We start from the raw sequence: 20,462 nt of genomic DNA, 5'->3' as shown, positions 1-20,462 counted from the left end.
GGGCCAGGAGCGGCGATGGCCGTCGTCCTGTCCTCGGCCGCCGCCCCTGCCCTCGGGCGAGGGGGTCAGACGGGAATGGACACCCCGAGGCCGCCACGGGTCCGCGCGCCGTACCGCTCCTTCTCCTTGGCCAGGTCGAGGGGCTTGATGCCGCTGCGTCCCTTCAGCGTCTCCTCGGTCAGCAGGTCGGCGGGGACCAGCCAGGACACCTCGAACTCCAGTCCGTCGGGGTCCTTGGCGTACAGGGCCTTGGTCGTCGAGTGGTCGGAGGCGCCGACGAGCGAGTTCAGCTCGGTGAGCTTGACCGCGATCCGCTCCAGCTCCTCCAGGGTGTCCACCTCCCAGGCGAGGTGGTAGAGGCCGACGGTCGAGCGTCCCGCGCCGGACGGTCCCGCCTGGGCGCCGAGCTCGAACAGGCCGAGGTCGTGGTCGTTGCTGGAGCCCGAGGCCTGCAGGAACGCCGCGCCCTTACCGCCCATGACAACCCTGAAGCCGAGAGCCTCCTGGTAGAAGGCGACGCTGCGCTCGACATCGCGCACGAACAGGACCGCGTGGTTGAGCCGCTGGACGGGCATGTTTCCTCCCCTAAAACTTGAACTCTCAAGTACGCTACCTCCATATGCTTGAGAGTTCAACTAAGGTGGGATCCGTGACCCGATGGCTGGACGACGACGAGCAGCGAGCATGGCGTGCGTTCATGGGGGCCTCGCAGCTCGTCCAGGAGGAGCTCGACCGGCAGTTGCAGCGCGACTCCGGCATGCCGCACGCCTACTACGTGATCCTGGTGAAGCTGTCGGAGGCGGAGAACCGCATGCTGCGGATGAGCGAGCTCGCCGCCGAGCTCGCCTCCTCGCAGAGCAGGCTCTCGCACGCGGTCTCCCGGCTTGAGGAGCGCGGCTGGGTACGGCGGGTGCCGTGCGCGGCCGACAAACGCGTGAGCTGGGCGGTGCTCACCGACGACGGGTTCACGGTGCTCACCGCCGCCGCCCCCGGCCATGTCGAGGCGGTCAGGCAGAACCTGTTCGACCTGCTCGATCCCGAGCAGGTCAGACAGCTCACCGAGATCTGCGCCGCGGTGCTGGACAGGGCGGCTAGGGGCCGGTGACGGCCGTCAGGACGTCGATCCTGACCGCTCGGCGGGCGGGCCACATCGCGGCGGCCATTCCGGCGAGGGCGATCCCGACGAGCGTCAGGGCGATGACACCGGTCGGCACGGTGGCGTCCCACAGGCGCTGGCCGAGCATGGCGTGCTGCATGACGGCGCCCGCCGGGACCCCGACGGCGATCCCGAGTACCCCGCCGAACACGGATATGACCAGGCTTTCCACCCGTATCGACCGGCCGACCAGAAGCCGGCTCGCGCCGACCGCCCTGAGCATGCCGATCTCACGGGTGCGCTCCATGACCGAGAGCGCGAGGGTGTTGACGACGCCGAAGACGGCGATGAGGCCCGCGAGGCCGAACATCGCGTACATCGCGACGAAGGCCAGCCGTTGCCGGTCGACGCCCTCCTCGACGAGCCCGTCCCTGTCGGTGACGGTGACGTCCGGCCGGTCGCGGAAGGCGGCCTCCACGCTCCGGCGGACGGTCGCGGGGGCGGAGCCGGTGGCGTAGATCATGGTGATCCGCCGCCGCAGCGGTTCCGGCGCGAGTGCGACGTCGAAGAAAATGCTGGACGACAGTTCGGTGGCCTCGTAGACCCCGGCGACGCGGGTGACGATCGGTTTCCCCGAGCCCGGGTTCACGGTGAGCGGGGAGCCGAGCCCGACTCCCAGCATGTCGGCTTGGTTGCGCGCGATGACCACGCCGCGGGTCAGGTCGGCCGACCCCGCGGTGATCTTCGGGGTGAGCACGGTGCCGAGGGCGGCCGGCTCGATCGCCGAGATCTTCCACCGAGTCGTGCCCCCGGCGTGCCCGATGTCGGCGATCATGTCGCGGCTCGCGGCGACCACGGTCACGCCGCGCAGTGCCCTGACCCGTTCGACGTCCGCGGCGGGCAGGGTGGAGTCGTCCCCCGCGGCCGGTTTGAGCACGGTTGTCGAAACCGGCACGTTGGCGCGGGTCGTCGAGGCGATCAGCGTGGCGAACGTCGAGCTGACGGTGGCGAACGCGCACACGAGCCCGAGCCCGACGGCGATCGCCGACGCGGTGCCCGCCGTACGCCGGGGATCCCGCGCCGCGTCCCGCACACCGAGGCGGGTCGCGGGGCCGCCGTACCGCCAGGCCAGCCAGATCAGCGGGCGCGACAGCGCCTCGACCAGCACGGGGGCCAGCGACAGCACCCCGGCACAGCCGATCGCCGCCGCCACGAGCGCGACGATACGAGGCAGCGTTCCCGAGCTCGGATCGGCCGTGAGGGCGACGGCGACCGCGGCGGCGACGAGGGCGGCCAGCCCCGGCAGCGATCGTCCCGCCCTGTCCCTCCGCGGCGTCGTGGCGTCCGCGCGCAGCGCCGCGACCGGGGGTACGGCCGCCGCGCGCCTGGCGGCGCCGTAGGCCGCGAGCACGGTCACGGGAACGGCTACCGCGTACCCGATGAGGATGCCCACCGGGGCGCCCGCGTAGGTCATCTCGTCGCCCGGCCGCATGATCGCGATCATCAGCGGGCCGAGCGCGGCACCCACGACCGCGCCCAGGGTGCCACCGGCCAGGCCCAGGGCCACCGCCTCCACGAGGACCGTCCCGCGGATCTGCCGCCGCAGGGCGCCGACCGCCCGCAGCAGCGCGTACTGGCGGATCCGCTGCGTGACGAGCATCGTGAACGTGTTCGCGATGACGAACACACCGACCAGCAGCGCGACGGCGGCGAAGGGCAGCAGGGTCAGGCGCAGCTCCCACACGTCCTCGTCGGCCCGCTCGGCCGCCCGGGCGGCCAGCCGGGGGCCGGTCGAGACGTGACGGCCCTCCTGGCCGACGGCCCGCAGCGCGGCCCTCCCGATCGCGTCGAGATCCGCGCCGGTGGCGGCGGTCAGCTCGATCCGGCGGAACCGGTCCCCGAGCAGCCTCTCCGCGGTCGCCCGTTCGAAGGCCACGACCGGCACCCGTTCCTGGTCGGTGCCGGAGAGCGGCCCGAGGGGGCGGTAGCCGAACAGGCCGACCACGAGGAACCTGTCCGAGGCGCCGTCGCCGAGCAGGACGCGCGCGGTTTCGCCGACCCTGAGTCCCGCCCGCCCGGCCTCGGCCCGCCTGAGGGCGACCTCACCGCGACGCGCGGGCGCCCGCCCCTCGGTCAGCGAGAAACGGCCGCTCCCGTCCCAGCCGGTGCCCGCGAGGTCGGGGGCGGTCTCCGTCCTGACGAGCTTGCCGTCGCGGCCGACGAGACCGGCCCTGCCCGCGGAGACGCCGAGGGCGCCGTCCACGCCCGGCAGCGCGGCGAGCCTGTCCCGTTCGGCCGGGGTGAGGTCCTGGGCGCCGTCCGCGCCCCACACCACGACCCCGGCGAGGGTCCGGCCTTCCTGGCCCGCCAGCGTCACGGCGACGGAGTCACCGACCGTCCAGCCCGCGACGACCATGGCGACGCCGAGCGCGATCGCCGCCAGCGTCATCGCGACCCGGCCCCGGTGCGCGGCCAGGTCCCGAAGCATGGCACGCCTCATCGGGAGACCCCCTTCTCCAGTGTCCTGATCCGCTTCTCCAGCGTCCTGATCCGGTCGAGCACGCCGTCCGAGGTCGGCGCGTCCATCTCGTCGACCAGCAGCCCGTCGGAGAGGAACAGCACCCGGTCGGCGTACGCGGCCGCCGTCGGGTCGTGCGTCACCATCACCACGGTCTGACCGAGCTCGTCGACGCTTCGGCGTAGAAAGGTCAGCAGCGCCGCCGAGGACTCCGAGTCCAGCGCGCCGGTCGGCTCGTCGGCGAACACCACGTCGGGCATGGTGACCAGCGCGCGGGCACAGGCCACACGCTGCTGCTGCCCGCCGGACAGCTCACCGGGCCGGTGGCCGAGCCGTGTCCCGAGCCCCACCGCGTCGACCACCCTCTCGACCGCCCGCCGGTCCGGTCTGCGGCCCGCGAGCTCGAAGGGCAGCGTGATGTTCTCCAGGGCCGTGAGCGTCGGCAGCAGATTGAACGCCTGAAAGACGAAGCCGACACGATCGCGGCGGAGCGCGGTCAGCTCGTCGTCCGGCAGACCGGTGATATCCGTCCCGCCGAGCCAGACCCGTCCGTCAGTCGGCCGGTCGAGCCCGGCCACGCAGTGCATCAGCGTCGACTTGCCGGATCCCGAGGGACCCATGATCGCGGTGAGGCGTCCACGCCCGAACTCGGCGTCGACGCCGGCCAGGGCGACCACACGGGTCTCTCCCGAGCCGTAAACCTTGGTCAGCCCGGCGGCGCGGGCGGCGGCGGTCGATCCCGCCACGATGTTCCGTTCCGTCATGAAGGAAATCGTCGGCGCGGCAGGGTGGGAGGGAATCGGCCGAAAATCGAGGAAGGATCCTCCTCAGGTCGGGCTTCGGCATCGACGAAAGGATTACGGCGGGAAACCGGGCGCCGCCTACGATCGAAAGGTGTCAGACCGCGCCGCGCCGGAGAGGCTTCCGGCCCTCGTACGCGGGCTCCCGGTGCTCGGACGGCACGTGTGGCCCATGCTGCCGGGGGCCGTCGTGTTCTTCGCGACGTGGCTGACGGCGTTCGGCAGGCCCGCCTCGCAGCCCCTCCTGGCGGCGCCGGGACTGACATCGGCCCAGGAGGTCGTCCTGACCCTCGCTGTCGCGACCGGCTCGGCGCTCGCCGTACGGGCGGCGCCGGTACGGCCGTGGCCGCTCTTCGCGGTCGCGGGCGTCGCGGGGGTGGCCTTCGGGACCTGGCCCGCGCTGGGCGCCGCCTCCTATTTTGCGGCGGCGGTGTTCCGCAGGAGATCGCACCTGGTGCTCTACATGCTCGCCGCCGGGGCCGTCGTGGCGCTGCCCGGTGTGGCCGGTGCGGTCTCGGGGGCGTACACGTTCTCCTGGGGGGACCTGCCGGGGGCCGGCGCCACGTACGCGTTGTTCGTCATGCTGCCGCTCGTCGCGGGACTGTGGGTGGGCGCGCGCGGGCAGATCCATGCAGCCCGTCACGCACACGCGCAGGAACGGGCCCGCGCGCAGGAGCGCACCCGCATCGCGCGGGAGATGCACGACGTGGTCGCCCACCGGGTCTCGCTGATCGTGCTGCAGGCGGGAGCGCTCCAGGTCAACGCCAGGGACGAGGACGTCGCCGCGGAGGCCGCGCAGATCCGGGCCACCGGCAGGGAGGCCCTCGCGGAGCTGAGGGAGGTGCTGGGCGTGCTGCGCTCGCCGGGCGCGGAGGCCGGGGTCGATCCCCCTTCGGGGCTGGACGGTCTCGACCGGCTGCTCGACAGGTCCCGCTCCGCGGGCCTTCCCGTACGGCGCGGCGACGAGGGCACGGCGCGCCCGCTGCCTGCCGTCGTTGAGCGCACCGCCTATCACGTCGTTCGGGAGGCGCTGACCAACGTGCACAAACACGCGGGGACCGTGTCGACCGACGTCGTCCTGCGCCACCTGCCCTCCGCCCTGACGGTCACGGTGCGCAACGCCGCGCCGCAAGCCCCTCCCCTCCCGGTTCCCGGCAGCGGGCTCGGCCTGGTCGGCCTGCGTGAGCGGATCGAGCTGCTAGGCGGGGAGCTCGACGCCCGCCCGCACCGGGACGGCGGGTTCACGCTCTTCGCGCTCCTGCCCGTGCCCCCGCCCGGCGCGGAGGAGACGGCAGACGTCGGAGGGCTCCGGGGAACGGCGGGCGACGGGGAGACGACATGATGTTTCCGTCCGGTGTTGCGAGGACAGAGTGATCCGGGTTCTCGTCGTCGACGACGAGACCCTCGTGCGGACCAGCCTGCGCATGATCCTGCGGCCTGCCGCCGACATCGTGGTCGTCGCCGAGGCCCGCGACGGCCGCGAGGCCGTCCACGCCGTCGTCCGGTACCGGCCGCAGGTGGTGCTGATGGACGTCCGGATGCCCGGTGCGGACGGCATCTCGGCGGCCGCGGAGATCGGATGTCTTCCGGACCCTCCGAAGATCATCATGTTGACCACGTTTGATCTCGACGAGTACGTCCACTCCGCGCTGCGCGCGGGCGCGGTCGGGTTTCTGCTCAAGGAGGCGGAGCCCGGTGACCTCGTCACCGCTGTCCGCACCGTCGCCGCGGGGGAGGCGATGCTCGCGCCGACCGTCACCAAGCGGCTGATCAGCGCGTTCGCGGAGAGGAGGCCTTCGGTGGCGCAGGCGGCCCAGGCCAGGTTGCGGGTTCTGACCGGCCGGGAGGCCGAGGTCGTCGGCGCCGTGGCGCGCGGGTTGTCGAACGCGGAGATCGCCGGGGAGCTGTCGATGAGCGAGGCGACGGTGAAGGTCCACCTCAGCCGGGTGCTCGCGAAACTCCAGCTCAGCAACCGGGTTCAGGTCGCCATCCTCGCCCATGACGCGGGAGTCGCCGATCCCGGATAGGCCGGAGGCGGGACGGGCACGGTTGGGACGGCGCGGCGGCGTGGCCGGGGTGGGGTGACGTGCGGCCGGGGTGATGCGGGACCGGGGTGGCACGGGTGGGTGACGCGCGGCCGGGGTGGGCGTGCGGGGCCTGGAACGGATGGGAACCCGAGCAGGACGAGAATTCGAACAGAACGAGAATCCGCGCGGGTCTCCCCCCGGCCGTCGGTTCTCCGTCGTACCGTTGCCCCCGACCAATCGGCTCAACAGGGGGATGCGGACATGGCGGAGAGTTCTCTGACGCGGGCGAACGGTGAGCACGAGGCGAACCGCGTGCTCTTCCGGGTCGTCCACGAGGTGGCGGTCGGATACGCGGGAGCGGACGTCTCGCTGGTGACGGCCGTTCTCCACCGGCGGCTCACCGGGGTGCCGGGCATGGACGACCACGGGATCCGCCGGATCGCGGAGGAGATCAGCGTGGGCCGGGACCCATCCGGGTTGTAGACCGGGGCGGGGCGGGATGCGGCGGGACAGGGCGGGGCGGGATGCGGCGGGACAGGGCGGGGCCCACGCGGGTTGTTCCGGCGATGGCGAGCATCGCCGAACGGGCTTCATCCACAGCCCTGTGGGCAAGTTTTCGCAGGTGATGAAGAGTTTCCACAGGCTGTGCACGTTTGTTGTCCACAGTCTGTGTACAACGAGGCCGTACCTGAGGCATGAAGTGGACGGCGCGCGCGGTCTTCACCGCTCCCGCCTGACCCGCTTCGCCCCCGAACGCGTCCCTGGAGGGCGGAGATGACGCTCGTGGCCGGAGTCGACTCCTCGACCCAGAGCTGCAAGGTGGTGATCCGGGACGCCGAGACGGGCACCCTGGTACGCCACGGGCGGGCGGCGCACCCGGCGGGGACGGAGATCCATCCCGACGCGTGGTGGGCGGCGCTAGAGGAGGCGGTCGGGCGGGCGGGTGGTCTGGACGGCGTCGCGGCGCTGAGCGTCGCCGCCCAGCAACACGGCATGGTCTGCCTGGACGAGGCGGGGGAGGTCGTGCGCGACGCCCTGCTGTGGAACGACACCCGTTCCGCGGAGGCGGCCAGGGAACTGGTCGAGGAGCTGGGCGGACCGGCGAAGTGGGCCGAGGCGGTCGGCAGCGTGCCGGTCGCGTCGTTCACGGTGACCAAGCTCCGCTGGCTGGCCGAGCACGAGCCGGGCAACGCGCGCCGTACCGCGCGGGTCTGCCTGCCGCACGACTGGCTCACCTGGCGGCTGGGCGGGGGCGGGGAGCTCGTCACGGACCGGGGGGACGCCTCGGGGACCGGATACTGGTCGCCCGCGACCGGCTCCTACCGGACGGACCTCCTCAAGGCGGCCTTCGGCGCCGTTCCCGGGGTGCCCAGGGTGCTCGGCCCCAGGGAGCAGGCGGGCGAGCTGCGCGCCCTCGGCGCGGCCGGTCCGGGCCCGGTACGGCTCGCGCCGGGAACCGGGGACAACATGGGCGCCGCGCTCGGGGTCGGGGCCGAGCCCGGGGACGTGGTCGTCTCCATCGGGACCTCGGGGACGGCGTTCGCGGTCGCCGAGACCCCGAGCGCCGATCCCGGCGGCGCCGTCGCGGGGTTCGCCGACGCCACGGGGCGGTTCCTGCCGCTGGTGTGCACGCTCAACGCGGCCAGAGTGCTCGACGCGGCGGCCCGGCTGCTCGGGGTCGATCCCGGCACGCTCGACCGGCTCGCCCTGGAGGCTCCCGCAGGCGCTGGAGGCCTCGTCTGCGTGCCGTACCTGGAGGGGGAGCGCACCCCGAACCTCCCCTCCGCCACGGGATCGCTACACGGTCTGACCCTGGACACCTCGACCCCGGCGCACCTGGCCAGGGCGGCGGTCGAGGGCATGCTGTGTCACCTGGCGGACGCCTTCGACGCCCTGGGCCTCGACCCGGCCAGGGTGCTCCTCGTCGGCGGTGGGGCCAGATCGCCTGCCGTACGGCGGATCGCCCCCGCGGTCTTCGGACGGCCCGTGGTCGTGCCCGACCCCGGTGAGTACGTCGCGGACGGAGCGGCGAGGCAGGCCGCCTGGGTGCTCGTGGGGGGTGCCGAGCCCCCGGCCTGGGAGACGGGCGGGTCGGAGCGCTTCGAGGCCGACGCCACACCGGAGGTGAGGGCCCGCTATGCCCAGGTTCGTGACACCCAGGTTTGTGACGCCCGGTTCCGCACCGCGTAGCCCGTGACAGGGGACGCCCACCGGCCGCGCGCCGTTCACAGGCGCCGGACGGGTCCGTGCCCCGTCTCGCCGTACCGGCGCGTGGGAGGCACAACGAGGAGGGGGCGGGGGGTGAGGGCGTGGGGGTGCCGTTTGCGGGTGGGGACGGGGCTGGAGGCGTTGGCGGTATCGATCGGGGGTGTCGAACGGGGGAAGGGGGCGAGGGCGTTACCGGGTGTGGGGGTGTCGCTGGATCGGGGACTTTCAGGAAAGGGGGGCAGGAAGACGTTGTCGGGTGCGGGGGGTCGCTGAAGTGAGGAGTTTCGGGAAGGGAGGGGCTGGCAGGAGGGTTGGGGGTGGGGTGGGCATGAGGGGGGCTTTCCTGTAGGCATCCACGGGGGCTCAGGGGTGGGTCAGGGTCGGGTCAGGGGTGCCGCCGGATGTGTCAGGGACGCCTCGGCGGACAGTCTTGGGTCATGCTCGCGTTGAAGAGGCTCTACCCGCTGGTCGCCTGCACCGGAATCACGGTGGCCGTCGGAGCCCTGGTCGTCGCACAGGTCACCCCGGCTGTCCGCCCGGACACGCTCGGCCTGACGATCGGTGAGTACGCCGCCGTCGAGGCCAGCGGAGCGACCGAGTTCGCCATGGTGTCGCTGGCGATCGCCGCCCTCGCGCTGGTCGCGGGGCTGCGGACGGCCATGGCGCCCTTGGGGGCGTCGGTCGAGCGGCTGATGCTGGTGTGGAGCGGGGCGCTGACCGTCATGGCGTTCGTGCCCGCGGGCACGCCCGGCACTGTGGCCGGCACTGTGGCTGGCACCATGGCCCGCCTGACCGGCCAGATGCACGGCTACGCCTCGGCCGTGGTGTTTGTCGCCCTGCCCGTCGCGGGCGCGCTGATGGTCGCGCGGTTGGGTGAGGACGAGCGGTGGAAGGCGGTCGCGAGGCCGGTCGAGTGGCTGGCGTTGCTCTGTGGGTTCGGACTGGTCGCCGTCACCTACGTGGCGCTCCCCGGGGACCGGATTTTCATCGGGTTGGCGGAGCGAGCCCTGCTCGCCGCCGAGATCGCGCTGGTCGCGGTGCTCGCCGTACGGCTGGCGCACCTGAGCCGGGCGCGCGGCGCCACCCGAGCCTCACAGGCCGCTCTCGGCTAACTTGTCAGTTGGCTTTACTACTTCATGACATGTCACAAATAGGATACGAATATCCGGCCTTCATAGTGCTATCCTCGTCGGCGATCTAGAGATCGTCCGGAGGTCTCCGCCTCCGGCGCTCCGGGACCGAACCGATGAGGTGACATGGCATCGAGCAAACCCATCAGGTTCAAGATCTCGGCGCTCCTGGCGATCCCGTTGATCTCACTGCTCGCCCTCTGGGGATTCGCGGCCACCGTCACGGTCGGCGACTCGATGCGCCTGCTCACGATCTCCACCCTGTACGACACCGTCGGCAAGCCCGGTGACGAGCTGAGCAACGCCCTGCAGCACGAGCACCTGCTGTCGGCCGAGTATCTGGCGGCCCGCACCGACTCCGCCAGGGCCGCACTCGCCGTGCAGCGCGGCATCACCAACCAGGCGCGTCAGCGGTTCCGCGAGCAGACGACCACCGAGTCGGCCAGGTCCGCGATGTCGGACGGCATGAGGATCCGGTTCAACGAGGTGATGAACCAGCTCAACGCGCTCGACACGACCCGGGTCAAGGTCGACGGCGGCAGGATCGGCTTCGTCGGTCTCTCCCGTGACTTCTCCGTGGTGCCCGACGCGCTGAACCAGCTCTTCAGCACCATGAGCCTCAACAACGACCTGCCGCTGTACCAGCAGTCGCGCAGCTTCAGCATGATCAGCTACGCCAAGGATCTCATGAGCCGCGAGCGGGCGCTCGGCGCCGGGGTGCTGGCCATGGGGCGTGCTCTCTCGCCGAGTGAGCTGCGGCTGTTCAACCAGCTCGCGATCAACCGGGTCTTCCTCATGGAGCAGGGCCTCCCGGATCTCGAGCCGAGGCTGCGTCAGCCGTTCGCCGGGATGATGACCTCGACCATCTACACCAGGTACACCGGCCTTGAGGAGACCCTCCAGGAGGGGGAGCCCGTCTCCGCCTCCGAGTGGCGCTCTGCGGGTGACGACCTGGAGGCCGTCTACGAGCGGGCCCTGACGGCCGTCGGCCTCTCCCTCGCCGACAGAGCCGCCCCGTCCGCCGCGCAGACCTTCACCAGAGCCGGAGTCGCGGGCGCGCTCGGCCTCGTCGGGGTCATCGCCTCGCTGGTGGTCTCCTACCGGGTCGGCAGCGGGCTCACCCGAGAGCTGGCCGGGGTGCGCAGGGCCGCGATGGAGGTGGCCGAGGTGCGTCTGCCCCGCGTCATGGAGAAGCTCCGCAGGGGCGACGCCGTGGACGTGGCGCTCGAGGCGCCGGCGCTCGAACCGCTGGGCAGCACGGCGGAGGTCCACGACGTGGCCGCCGCCTTCGACAGCGTCCAGCAGCGCGCGATGCAGTCGGCCGTCGAGCAGGCCAAGCTGCGCGAGGGCGTCGCCCAGTCCTTCCGTAACCTCGCCAGGCGCAGCCAGTCCCTGCTGCAGCGCCAGCTCAAGCTGCTCGACGGGATGCAGAAGCAGGCGGAGGACCCCGCCGCCCTGGAGAACCTGTTCCTGCTCGACCACCTGACCACCCGCATGCGCCGCCACGCCGAGGGCCTGGTGATCCTGTCCGGCGGGGCCGCGGGCCGTAAGTGGCGCTCGTCCGTCCTGATGGAGGACGTGCTGCGCGGCGCCGCCGCCCAGGTCGAGGACTACGCCAGGGTGCGCATCTATCCCATGGCGGGCAGCACGCTGGTCGGCGGCGCGGTCGCGGACATGATGCACCTGTTCGCCGAGGTCATCGAGAACGCCACGGTCTTCTCTCCGCCCGGAGGCGAGGTCTCGATCCGCGGCGAGTTGGTCGGCCGCGGCTTCGCGATCGAGATCGAGGACAGGGGCCTCGGCATGACCGCGGAGAAGCGTGCCGCGATCAACGATCGTCTGGCCAGCCCGCCCGAGTTCGACCCGGCGGAGACCGACCGGCTCGGGTTCGCGGTCGTCGGCCTGCTCGCCGCCAGGTACGGGGTCAGCGTGACGCTGCGGCCCTCGCCGTACGGCGGGACCGGGGTGGTCATCCTGCTCCCCGAGATCCTGCTGGGAGACCCCGAGCCCGTCGAGCCGGTCGTGCCGCTGCAGGCCGAGCCCGTTTCATCCATATCCTCCGCGCCCTCGGAACTGTCCAGGGGCGTCGAGCCGGTGCTGCCGGTCCCCGCCGACCTGTGGAAGTCGTCGGCGCGGCGTGGCGGCGGCCTGCCCCGCAGGGTCCGTCAGGCCAATCTCTCGCCGAGCCTGCGCGAAGAAGGCCCGCGCCAAGCCGACCCGGTTCCCGAGGCCGCGGAGCGGTCGCCGGAGGAGGCGCGGGCGCTGCTGAACTCCTTTCAGTCGGGGTGGCGGCGCGGACGGGCCGAGAGCGAAGACGGTGGTGCCGAGCGGTGAGCCGGTTCAGGGTACGGAAGGCGAGCCCGGTGAACCGGGTCCTCGACCGTCCGGGATCCACAACGAGCGTGATCATCAAAGGGGAAGGGGTTTAACCACGTGCCGGGTGAGCTTTATTGGCTTCTGGATGACTTCGTCACGAGTGTGGCGGACGTCTCCCACGCGCTGATCCTGTCGAACGACGGGCTGATGATGGCCTCCTCACGAGGCCTGAGCAAGGAGGACGCCGATCACCTCTCGGCGGTCGCCTCCGGTTTCCAGAGTCTGGCCAAGGGGACCAGCCTCCAGTTCGGCGGCGGCGCCGTACGGCAGACGATGGTGGAGATGGACTCCGCGTTCCTCTTCGTCACCTCCGCCGGTCAGGGCAGCTGTCTGTCCGTCATGACCAGCGGTGCCGCGGACGTGGGTCTGATCGCCTACGAGATGGCCCGCCTCGTGACCCGCGTCGGCCAGCATCTGGCCACCGCCCCACGGGTGGCGGGCCAATGAGCGACGACGTCGAATGGGTCGACGAGGAGGCGGGGCCCGTTGTCCGGCCATATGCGCTGACCGGCGGGCGGACCACGACGTCGACCTCCTCCGCCGCGTTCGACCTGCTGTCCATGGTGGTCGCGAACGGCTCGGTGATCTCGGCGGGTTCGCACCTGGGGTCCGAGCACCGGCGGCTGCTCGGGCTGATGCGGCGGACCAGGCCGATCGTCGAGGTCGCCTCAGAGTCGGGCCTGCCGATCGGCGTGATCAAGGTGCTCCTCGGCGACCTGCTCGACCAGGGCCTGATCCTGGTGCGCTCGCCGCTTCCCGCGAACACCTCTCCCGCGGAGGGGCTGCTGCGAGAGGTCATCAGCGGCCTGCGGGCCCTGTGAACGATCCTGCGGGCGTTCCCGCGCACGGTCCGGCGGAGGGGGCCGGCCGTACGGTGAACAGCACCGTGAACACCCCGTGCGCCGCTGGAGGGCACGGGGAGAGCACCGCGGAGCGCTAGCCCCGTCGGCGGGACAGGGAACCGTCGGCTTTTCGCCGACCTTCCCGTCACCCAGGGCTCCCCGGCGCGTCTGCGTCTTCTGCGTCTTTCGCGTATCCGGCCGACCACGTCATCCCCGACTCCGGCACCGGCCCGAACGCCGCCGCGACGCGCGGCCACACCCTGAGGACGCGACCGGACCGGCGCACCGGCATCCTCGCCGGGTCCCCCGCCGTGTTTTCTGGGGAAACTACTTTCCGTGACCCTCCGCTTTTCGCCGAATGCGTGGCCCGTCTGCTTCCACGGGTTCGGGGCGATGTGTCCGGGCCGGGTATATGAGCGTTCCGTGCCACCTGCGGCAAACTTCTCCATGCTATGTGGCGGGCGGTGACCTATATGTTTCGTGGCCTTTTCCGGGGCCGCGAAGCGTGACACGATAAATGATCACATCGGTTGCCGGTGGAGAGGAGCGCGGCCCATGCCGTATGCGATTGTCGGGCACGAAGGTCCTCTCGCCGGACAACGGTTTCCGATCGATGACGAACCGGTGACCTTCGGCCGCCGGGGCGACAACAACGTGGTGATCACGAGCGAGAGGGCGTCGCGCTTTCACGCGGAGGTGCGTCGCGAGGCCGACGACTATGTGCTGCACGACTGCGAAAGTCGCAACGGGACGCTCGTCAACGGGAGGAAGGTCGCCTCTCACGTGCTCCAGCCCGGCGACACGATCACCATCGGAGGGGAGACGTTCCGCTTCGAGGGGTCCGACGAGCTGGAGACGATCCTGGACGCCACCGTGCTCCAGACGGTCGTCAGGCGCGCTCTGAGCGTCGGATCAGGGCAGGTCCTGCACGTCACGGTCTCCGGCGGCGGCCCTGTCGGGCTGAGTTTCGCCCTGCTGCTCGAACAGCTCATGGGGCACCGGGTGGCCATCACGATGTACGACGGCCGCTGGACCCGGGACGGGGCGCGGGTGGTGTGGAGGAACGCGGCCCAGGGCAACAACCGGCGGCAGCAGGTCGTGACGGTCCAGAGCCGCCAGTACCTCAACCTGCCGGAGGAGGTCCAGGCGCGGCTGTTCACCGACGGGTCCTACACCGAGATGTGGCCGGCCGGTCCCGACTCGATTCGCGGCTACAGTCCGCGGAACATTCGGGTCGCCTATATCGAGGACACGCTGCTCGACATGGCGAACGAGAAACCCGGCCGCATCCGCCTGATTCCCGAGAATTTCCACCCTGTGGAGCACCACGAGGCCGTGACCCAGGACCATGTGCTGGTCATTTGCGAGGGAGGACGCTCCCGAACCCGGGAGCATTTCACCGACAAGTTCGGCAGGGCCGACAAGTCGATATATTCGCTGGACGGTCACCACGTGCAGGATGTGGTGCTGGGGATACGAGTGAAGTCCGATCTTTCGGACCCCATGATCGTCCTTCTGACCGTGGCCCAGAATCGCTTTCTCCTGAACGCGTTGCGCGGTGAGGGATTCCTGAACGTGCGCCTCACCGACGACGAGGCCAAGGAGGTCATCGGCATCGACCCCGTCCGGCAGGTGTTCGAAGAGTGCATCGCCTCCAATCCCTGCCTGATGGAACGGACCGAGGACGGCGACTTCCACTGCTCGACCCACCAGACGCTGTTCCTGCCCGCTCTGATCAGGGGATCGGCGCTGTGGAGGCGGGTGCAGGAAGGGCTGGTGTTCTTCGGCATCACGGAGGACAACGTGAGCGCGGTCACCGGCTTCCGGCTGGACATGGTGCAGCGGCCCCGGTTCACCGCCCGGTTGTTCTTCCCGACCTCGACCACACCGGGAACGTACGGCTTCCTCCTCGGGGACGCGGCCAACGCGATCCACTTCTGGCCGGGACGCGGGCTCAACAGCGGGTTGGCGTCGGCCATCTCCCTGGCGCGGTCCCTCAACCGCAACTGGCGGGGGAGGCCGTTCCGTGACGCGGACTTCGTCCGCCATGAGGCCGCGATGTCGATGCTGCAATACCGGCACAAGAGTCGCGCGTGGAACGCGATGGTGGCCGCCGACGAGCACGGGGTCACCTGGGCGATCAAAGACAAGATCGCTCAGGGCATCGACGAGGGCGGCGCGGGTTCGGACAGGAACGCCGACATCGACGCCCTGATGGAGCGGCTGCGCCAGATCCGCGCCCGCCTGTCACCGCGGGTTCCCGGCATGCCCGATGACGCGGCCCTCATCGAGCGTCTGCATGAGCTGAGGAGCGAGACGGTGCGGTCCCTGGTGGTCAGCGGCGCGTGGGACACGTTGACCGTCGGAGGCGAGGAGGTCGACATCGACATCTTCGACTCACCGGTCCCGCCGGAGGCCCCCCGGCCGGACGACACCCTGCTTGTGAGCTCCGCCAAGGAAGCGGGCGAACGAACCGAGGTGATCGCGAGAGGTTCGGGCGCGCAACGGATACGGGAGCACAACGAGACCGAATGAGGACCTATTCCCGGGCGGAGGTGAGGTCCCGGAGGGGACAAGAAAGCCGCTCCTCGCGGAGGTTGTAAGTCTCCTGACACCCCTGGACGCCATCTATGACGTGGTTCTACTCGCCACTTTGTTCAGAGAGATAGAGCAGAACGCAGACCGGCAAGCGCGCCTTTCTATCCGTTGCCGTAATCGATTATCCGCCATCGTTCCGAGGGGGCGCTTCTTCCGACCAGGACGTCGTAACGACGTTCCCCGTCCGATTCTGGCCCCGCCTCCTCCATATCGACCGTGTATCGGGTGGGGACGGAGAACACCTGCCGGGCATAGGGGGAACTGTCAGCACGAGGTTCACCCACCCAGGTCAGGTCCAGACGGCGGTAGGAGCAGCCGATTCCGTCGCCCCCGTGCTTCGCTAGAAAGGACGGCGCGGCCAGCGCGCGCACGGTGTCATCGTCCCTGGCCGCCACTGCGTTGAGATATGCCGCGACGACCTGCTTTGGACCGGCGTCCGGTGGTGGAACGGCGACAGCGAACCGCTTTCCGGAAAAAAGTTTGCACCACTCGACTCGTAGCGTCGGTAGCAAAACAAACGAGACCAGGACGGTCGCAACTGCCAGGACGACGGCGACCAGTATCCAGATTGCGCGCATCGTCCTGACAGCCACAGTGACATCCTATCAGCGGTTAATGCGAACCGCGTAGATTTTACCGTTCGGATAGTGGCTCCGCCACCAGGGGCGGCCTTGCTCCAATGAGCGATAGGAGTGGTCGCCGCTGTGCTGGGCGTAGAAGACGCGGCCCTTCGAGTCGATGTTGCTCACAACTGAAAGATGTCCCCACGGCGAGTTCGCCTGGCCGGTTCCCCAGAGCAGGATGTCCCCCTGCCTGAGGTCCTTCCATGAAGGCACCCATGACGCGCGTTTCTTGCTAACCATCCAATACTGATACCAGTTGTTCACCGCGCCCCACGAATATGAGGTCCGGAGGTTCACGGCAGACAGCCCCGCGTACTGCCACCAGTAATTGTTGTTCCCCCGCGTGAGGATGGAGGGGAACGGGTGGAAATCTTTCGGTGCTCCACCCCCCCGGTTGATCGCCCGGGAAACGAAATTGGTGCAGTCGTTTTCCGGGAACCGTTCCACCTGGCTCTGGGCGTTTGCGACGGCCCAGAGCTTGATACCTCTGTGGTCGATGCCGGCCAGATTGGCCTTGAACTGTTCCTGGACTTCCGAGGGAGTGGGGGCGCCGGCGCTGTAGTCGGAGAACCCCGCCTCGTCGAAAGCCAGTGGCTTCGCCTCCACGGGAAGCTGGATCGGCGGGCTGCCGGCCGGCTCAGCGGTGAGTTCACCAACGGGCACGCCCGGGTCGGCCGCGTCCGCGTTCACGGACTGGATGAGCTGCGGCTGGCTGCCGTTGGGTCGGAAGAGATAGTCGCGTCGCTCGACGGTTGAGTCAGTCGTGGTCAGGGCGGCGGTGCCCCCGGTCGCATCGGCGAAGACCGTTTCGACCTTCACCGTGCCGTGTACTGTCACGGCGCCGACGCCATCGGCTATGACCAGCGGGTCGGAGAGCGCCACTGTTGAGCTCTGCTGGCTGAATTTTCTGGCCGCCGCCTGCTTCGCCCACTTGCTCAAGCTGGGTCCGCTCGTATACGCGACGGCCCGCAGCAGCGCGGACTGGGACTTGGTGGTCAACGCCTGGTCAACGGTGGTGCTTTTGGCCTCGGCGAGCTCGTTGTCGGTCTGGGAGAGTTGTTTGACGGCATCCAGGTACTGCTGGGCGCCGCCGGGCACGGCCTGAGGTACGGCCGCGGCGCTGAGTGCCCACAGGCCCGCGCCGTGGGAGTTGACGGCCCTGACCTGGAATCGATAGCTGGCGCCGTTCGTCAGACCGGTGATGACGGCTTCGGTCCCGGTGACGCTGACCTGCCTGACGACCTGGTTGCCGGTGTCGAGTGCCTGGACGTCGTAGCTGCCGACACCGTCAGCCATACCCGGATCGCTGGGCGCGAGCCATGTCACCAGTGCTCCGGCGTCTCCCGGCCTGACCTTCGGCGCGGGAATGGCACCGGGAGCTCCAGGAGGGAGGTATTCGATGACGAGCGAGGTCGGGGTGGCAGCTCCAGTGCTGCCGAACGAGACCACCGGGACCTGATCACCTGAGCCGCGGACCACGACTCCGTGATTGGTACTCGGCTGTTCGAGCCAGGCGGTGACCAGGGTGGTCAGGTCGATGGTGGGTTGCGAGGGTGCGGCCGGGGCACTGGATTCCGGATTGAGTGTCTGGCTGAGGCTCGCTCCCGTGGCGTCGTCACCGACGGCCGCGCTCGGGGCGTAGGCCACGACGGCGGCGCTCGTGGGGCAGATTCCCCCGGCGCAGGAGGCGGTGCCGAGGTTCAGCGTCGCCCGGGTGACTCGGGCACCCTCGGGAACCGAGCTGAGACCGGGTTTGATCAGGGAGAGCCTTTCCTCGGAGCCGCCGCCAGCCTCGATCGCTGGGCTGACCGTGAGCGGGCAGGAACTGCCCGAGCAGGCGTCGGGCGCTGTCCGGGCTGACTTCACCACGATGGACGACCTGTCCACGGTAACCGTGGCTGTGCCGCTGGGCCCGGGAGATGGGCTTGTGGGGACGGTGAAGACGTTGGCTGCGCTCTTGTCGGTGCACACGTCCTGGACACATGCCTGGAGCCGCCAGGTATAGGACTTGCCCGTTTGGACTGAGCCGTCGGGCAGCCGCAGGGTGATCCGCTGACCTCCCTGGACGGTTCCCTCGCCAACGGGGCTTGGTCCGACCGGGGCGCCCGCGCTGTCGTAGAGGTAGAACTTGCCAGTGACCGTTCCCCTGGACGGCCGCGAGAGCAGGCCGTACAGGACAGGGTTGGTCGGGGACGTCAGATCGGTGCCCAGCGACGTCGGCGGGAAGGGCGCGTCATTGCTGATCCGATAGAGAGGGGTCTGGCTGCAAACGCCCTGAGCCACGCAGGCCTTTACAACGAACCTGAAGCTGTGCGGGTTGCCCAGCGTCACGCTCTGCCGCGCGGCCTGGCCACTGGGTCCAGTGACCGGAGCGGGTGTGGTGAGCTGGCTGGTGGACTCGCTGATCGCCATCGAGTACTCGATGGCGCTGCCGTCGGTGCTGCTGGATGAGTAGGTGAGGCCGACCAGACCGCTGCGCACGATCGCGTCGGTCTCTTCCATGGAGTCGACGAAGTCGCTGGTAACGGCAGGGACCTCGGGTGGAAGTCCGTATGTGACTGTCAGCTTGGGTATGCCCTCCCCGCCCCATTCGGTCGAATCGAAAACGCGACTGTAATCAGGGGCGGTAGCTGATTCGGCTGCGCCGCGTAGCAGAATTCCGTAATTCGGCGCGCCGCTCGCCCATGCCTGCGCGATGCCGGAAACTTGCCATGTCATTGTCTGGACCTCGCCACATGCGGCGGTGTCTCTGGCTGCCGCCTCTCCGGAGGTGGTGGCGGTCGGTTGATTTGCCCACGTCAGGCTGAGCTCGTTCCACTCAGCGGTTATCCGCTGAGCCTTTACAGCAGAGTTCGCGTCACCACAGCCAGTGGAACTGTGCTGTCGGAGTGCGAGCACTGCATCTTTGATCGACCGACCGGCCAGCGCAGACGAATCGAACTTCAGGAACGATCGGTCGACGAGGTTCGTGTCTTCGAAAGGATCCTCATAGGCCCCGGCCCATAGCTGGATATCGTGCTTGGGAGCTGCCGTACGCCGTGGAATTTTCGACCCAGGTGTCGGCTTGCAGACCAAGGCTGATAGTGGGATCGATGGTGACAGGGTATTTGGTGGTCGAGTCGCGCAGAAATTTCTTGTCGGGGTCGATGACCAGGAAGGCGTCGTTGTCGCTCTTCTCGACACTCACCTTCACGGCGGTACGGCGAGCTCCATGTTCGGGACCGGCATCCCACATCATGGGGCGCTGACCGTCACTGATTTTTCGCCCTTTGCCGTCGGTCAGTTGGAGAAACCCGTCCTTGGTTGCGCTTAAATCGAGGCCTTTGGCAGCTAGTGGCAGCCGAAGCTTGAATGACCCTGTCGGCTTTTCCCTGAGAACGACGTCAAATCGAAAACCGGTCGTAAGTGCCATGACCACCAGATCAGCGCCGGGCCCGACCGCGTCCGTGTAGGTCGCGGTTTTCCCTTTAACCACAGCCTTTGGGAGGGACATAGGCCAGCTGAGCGCGAGCTGCCCGCCCTTGTCTCCCTTTGTTAATACGGCGAACGGATGACCTGTGCCACCTGTCGAGAACTGGACTGCGGCAACCGCAGAAGGTGTCCTCTGCTTCAGAACGCCATCCTGCTCGACGAGGGAGTTGTCGATCCAGGCCCATTCGCCGTTAGCGTGCTTCACGCGGGCAAGGCCGGCATAGATATCGGCCGTTAGATGGCCGTCGGGATAGGCCCATGTTCTTCCGGATTCGGTAGCCGCGGTCGCGACTTCTACTGGCCTGCCTTGCTTTTTTGCTTCGGTGATTGCGGTCCGCAACGCCTCATCTGGATCATCGGGTCGAGGGAAGGTTCTGCTAGTCGATCCCGATGTTGTCGTGGGAGTTGGTGTGGGGTCGGCTTGTGCGGAGGATCCCGGAACGATTACCAGGGTCGCGGCCGTTATAGTGCCAATTGACAACGCAATCGTGGATCGCCGCAGGATCTTCGTGCCGGATAGTGGGCGGGGGGAAGATTTCACCTACACTCCGATCGCAACAGGAGGTAATTGGGTAAGTAAGAGAACATCTCGCGGACCCCTTTGGTCAAGATCGACGTAGCGTAGCTTCCGTGTCACTCCTGCACCTCCACCTGTCCCGCCTGTGACTGGCCCCATCTGCATAGACTCCCGAGGCAAGGAAAGTGCTTTCCATCGCATATCGTCTGATTTCGTGATTTCCATCGATATGGAGTTGTTATAAGGAAAGCTGGCC

At 69.2% G+C, this 20,462-nt stretch carries 16 protein-coding genes; 10 read left to right on the top strand and 6 right to left on the bottom strand.

From position 1 onward, the window contains the following. Nucleotides 1-65: 65 nt before the first annotated feature. The gene (locus tag AB0395_RS04205; protein WP_366276834.1) at nucleotides 66-575 is read right to left on the bottom strand and encodes a VOC family protein; all 510 of its coding nucleotides are present in this window, start codon (nucleotides 573-575) and stop codon (nucleotides 66-68) included. Nucleotides 576-649: 74 nt separating this feature from the next. Here AB0395_RS04205 and AB0395_RS04200 point away from each other — a divergent pair, with 74 nt between their 5' ends. Then, nucleotides 650-1,105: a MarR family transcriptional regulator gene (locus AB0395_RS04200; RefSeq protein ID WP_366276831.1), complete on the top strand. Its 456-nt coding sequence runs from the start codon at nucleotides 650-652 to the stop codon at nucleotides 1,103-1,105. Here the strand turns inward: AB0395_RS04200 and AB0395_RS04195 are convergent. Beyond that, nucleotides 1,092-3,596, bottom strand: a complete 2,505-nt coding sequence (locus AB0395_RS04195; protein ID WP_366276828.1) for an ABC transporter permease — start codon at nucleotides 3,594-3,596, stop codon at nucleotides 1,092-1,094. The two genes, AB0395_RS04200 and AB0395_RS04195, sit on opposite strands and share 14 nt — an antisense overlap. Continuing rightward, nucleotides 3,593-4,378 (bottom strand): ABC transporter ATP-binding protein, encoded by a 786-nt coding sequence (locus AB0395_RS04190; protein WP_366276826.1) that lies wholly within the window; start codon nucleotides 4,376-4,378, stop codon nucleotides 3,593-3,595. Before AB0395_RS04190 ends, AB0395_RS04195 begins: the two co-directional genes overlap by 4 nt. A gap of 130 nt (nucleotides 4,379-4,508) precedes the next feature. On the opposite strand from AB0395_RS04190, the gene AB0395_RS04185 reads away from it, so the two are divergent. The 9 genes from AB0395_RS04185 (at nucleotide 4,509) to AB0395_RS04145 (ending at nucleotide 15,532) form a co-directional block, all read left to right on the top strand. After that, nucleotides 4,509-5,756, top strand: a complete 1,248-nt coding sequence (locus AB0395_RS04185; RefSeq protein ID WP_366276823.1) for a histidine kinase — start codon at nucleotides 4,509-4,511, stop codon at nucleotides 5,754-5,756. A gap of 28 nt (nucleotides 5,757-5,784) precedes the next feature. Beyond that, nucleotides 5,785-6,441 carry a response regulator transcription factor gene (locus AB0395_RS04180; protein ID WP_366276820.1) on the top strand — a complete coding sequence of 219 codons (657 nt, stop codon included), beginning with the start codon at nucleotides 5,785-5,787 and terminating at the stop codon, nucleotides 6,439-6,441. 261 nt (nucleotides 6,442-6,702) lie between these two features. After that, nucleotides 6,703-6,924, top strand: a complete 222-nt coding sequence (locus AB0395_RS04175; RefSeq protein ID WP_366276818.1) for a hypothetical protein — start codon at nucleotides 6,703-6,705, stop codon at nucleotides 6,922-6,924. A gap of 291 nt (nucleotides 6,925-7,215) precedes the next feature. Continuing rightward, a complete protein-coding gene (xylB, locus tag AB0395_RS04170; protein WP_366276815.1) occupies nucleotides 7,216-8,631 on the top strand; it encodes a xylulokinase in 1,416 nt (471 codons plus the stop codon). 455 nt (nucleotides 8,632-9,086) lie between these two features. Continuing rightward, nucleotides 9,087-9,761: a DUF998 domain-containing protein gene (locus AB0395_RS04165; RefSeq protein ID WP_366276813.1), complete on the top strand. Its 675-nt coding sequence runs from the start codon at nucleotides 9,087-9,089 to the stop codon at nucleotides 9,759-9,761. Between the two features lie 144 nt (nucleotides 9,762-9,905). Beyond that, complete coding sequence (locus tag AB0395_RS04160; RefSeq protein WP_366276809.1) at nucleotides 9,906-12,113, top strand: nitrate- and nitrite sensing domain-containing protein; 2,208 nt, start codon at nucleotides 9,906-9,908, stop codon at nucleotides 12,111-12,113. 99 nt (nucleotides 12,114-12,212) lie between these two features. After that, entirely contained in the window at nucleotides 12,213-12,602 is a 390-nt protein-coding gene (locus AB0395_RS04155; protein WP_271216084.1) for a roadblock/LC7 domain-containing protein, read from the top strand. Then, nucleotides 12,599-12,976 carry a DUF742 domain-containing protein gene (locus tag AB0395_RS04150; RefSeq protein WP_366276805.1) on the top strand — a complete coding sequence of 126 codons (378 nt, stop codon included), beginning with the start codon at nucleotides 12,599-12,601 and terminating at the stop codon, nucleotides 12,974-12,976. Before AB0395_RS04155 ends, AB0395_RS04150 begins: the two co-directional genes overlap by 4 nt. Nucleotides 12,977-13,552: 576 nt before the next feature. Next, nucleotides 13,553-15,532 (top strand): FHA domain-containing protein, encoded by a 1,980-nt coding sequence (locus tag AB0395_RS04145; RefSeq protein WP_366276802.1) that lies wholly within the window; start codon nucleotides 13,553-13,555, stop codon nucleotides 15,530-15,532. A 164-nt stretch (nucleotides 15,533-15,696) separates the two neighbouring features. On the opposite strand, the gene AB0395_RS04140 is transcribed toward AB0395_RS04145, so the two are convergent. The 3 genes from AB0395_RS04140 to AB0395_RS04130 are packed head-to-tail and all read right to left on the bottom strand — an operon-like array spanning nucleotide 15,697 to nucleotide 20,029. Then, complete coding sequence (locus AB0395_RS04140; RefSeq protein ID WP_366276800.1) at nucleotides 15,697-16,188, bottom strand: hypothetical protein; 492 nt, start codon at nucleotides 16,186-16,188, stop codon at nucleotides 15,697-15,699. 12 nt (nucleotides 16,189-16,200) lie between these two features. Continuing rightward, the gene (locus AB0395_RS04135) at nucleotides 16,201-19,293 is read right to left on the bottom strand and encodes a DNRLRE domain-containing protein (protein WP_366276797.1); all 3,093 of its coding nucleotides are present in this window, start codon (nucleotides 19,291-19,293) and stop codon (nucleotides 16,201-16,203) included. Next, complete coding sequence (locus AB0395_RS04130) at nucleotides 19,205-20,029, bottom strand: hypothetical protein (RefSeq protein ID WP_366276794.1); 825 nt, start codon at nucleotides 20,027-20,029, stop codon at nucleotides 19,205-19,207. The genes AB0395_RS04135 and AB0395_RS04130 overlap by 89 nt, the downstream gene beginning before the upstream one ends. Between the last annotated feature and the right edge of the window lie 433 nt (nucleotides 20,030-20,462).

It is taken from the genome of Streptosporangium sp. NPDC051023 (genome assembly GCF_040689595.1).
Taxonomy (GTDB): Bacteria; Actinomycetota; Actinomycetes; order Streptosporangiales; family Streptosporangiaceae; genus Streptosporangium.
The sequence above is the reverse complement of the archived record's forward strand: the minus strand, read 5'-3'. Positions and strand labels throughout refer to the sequence as shown.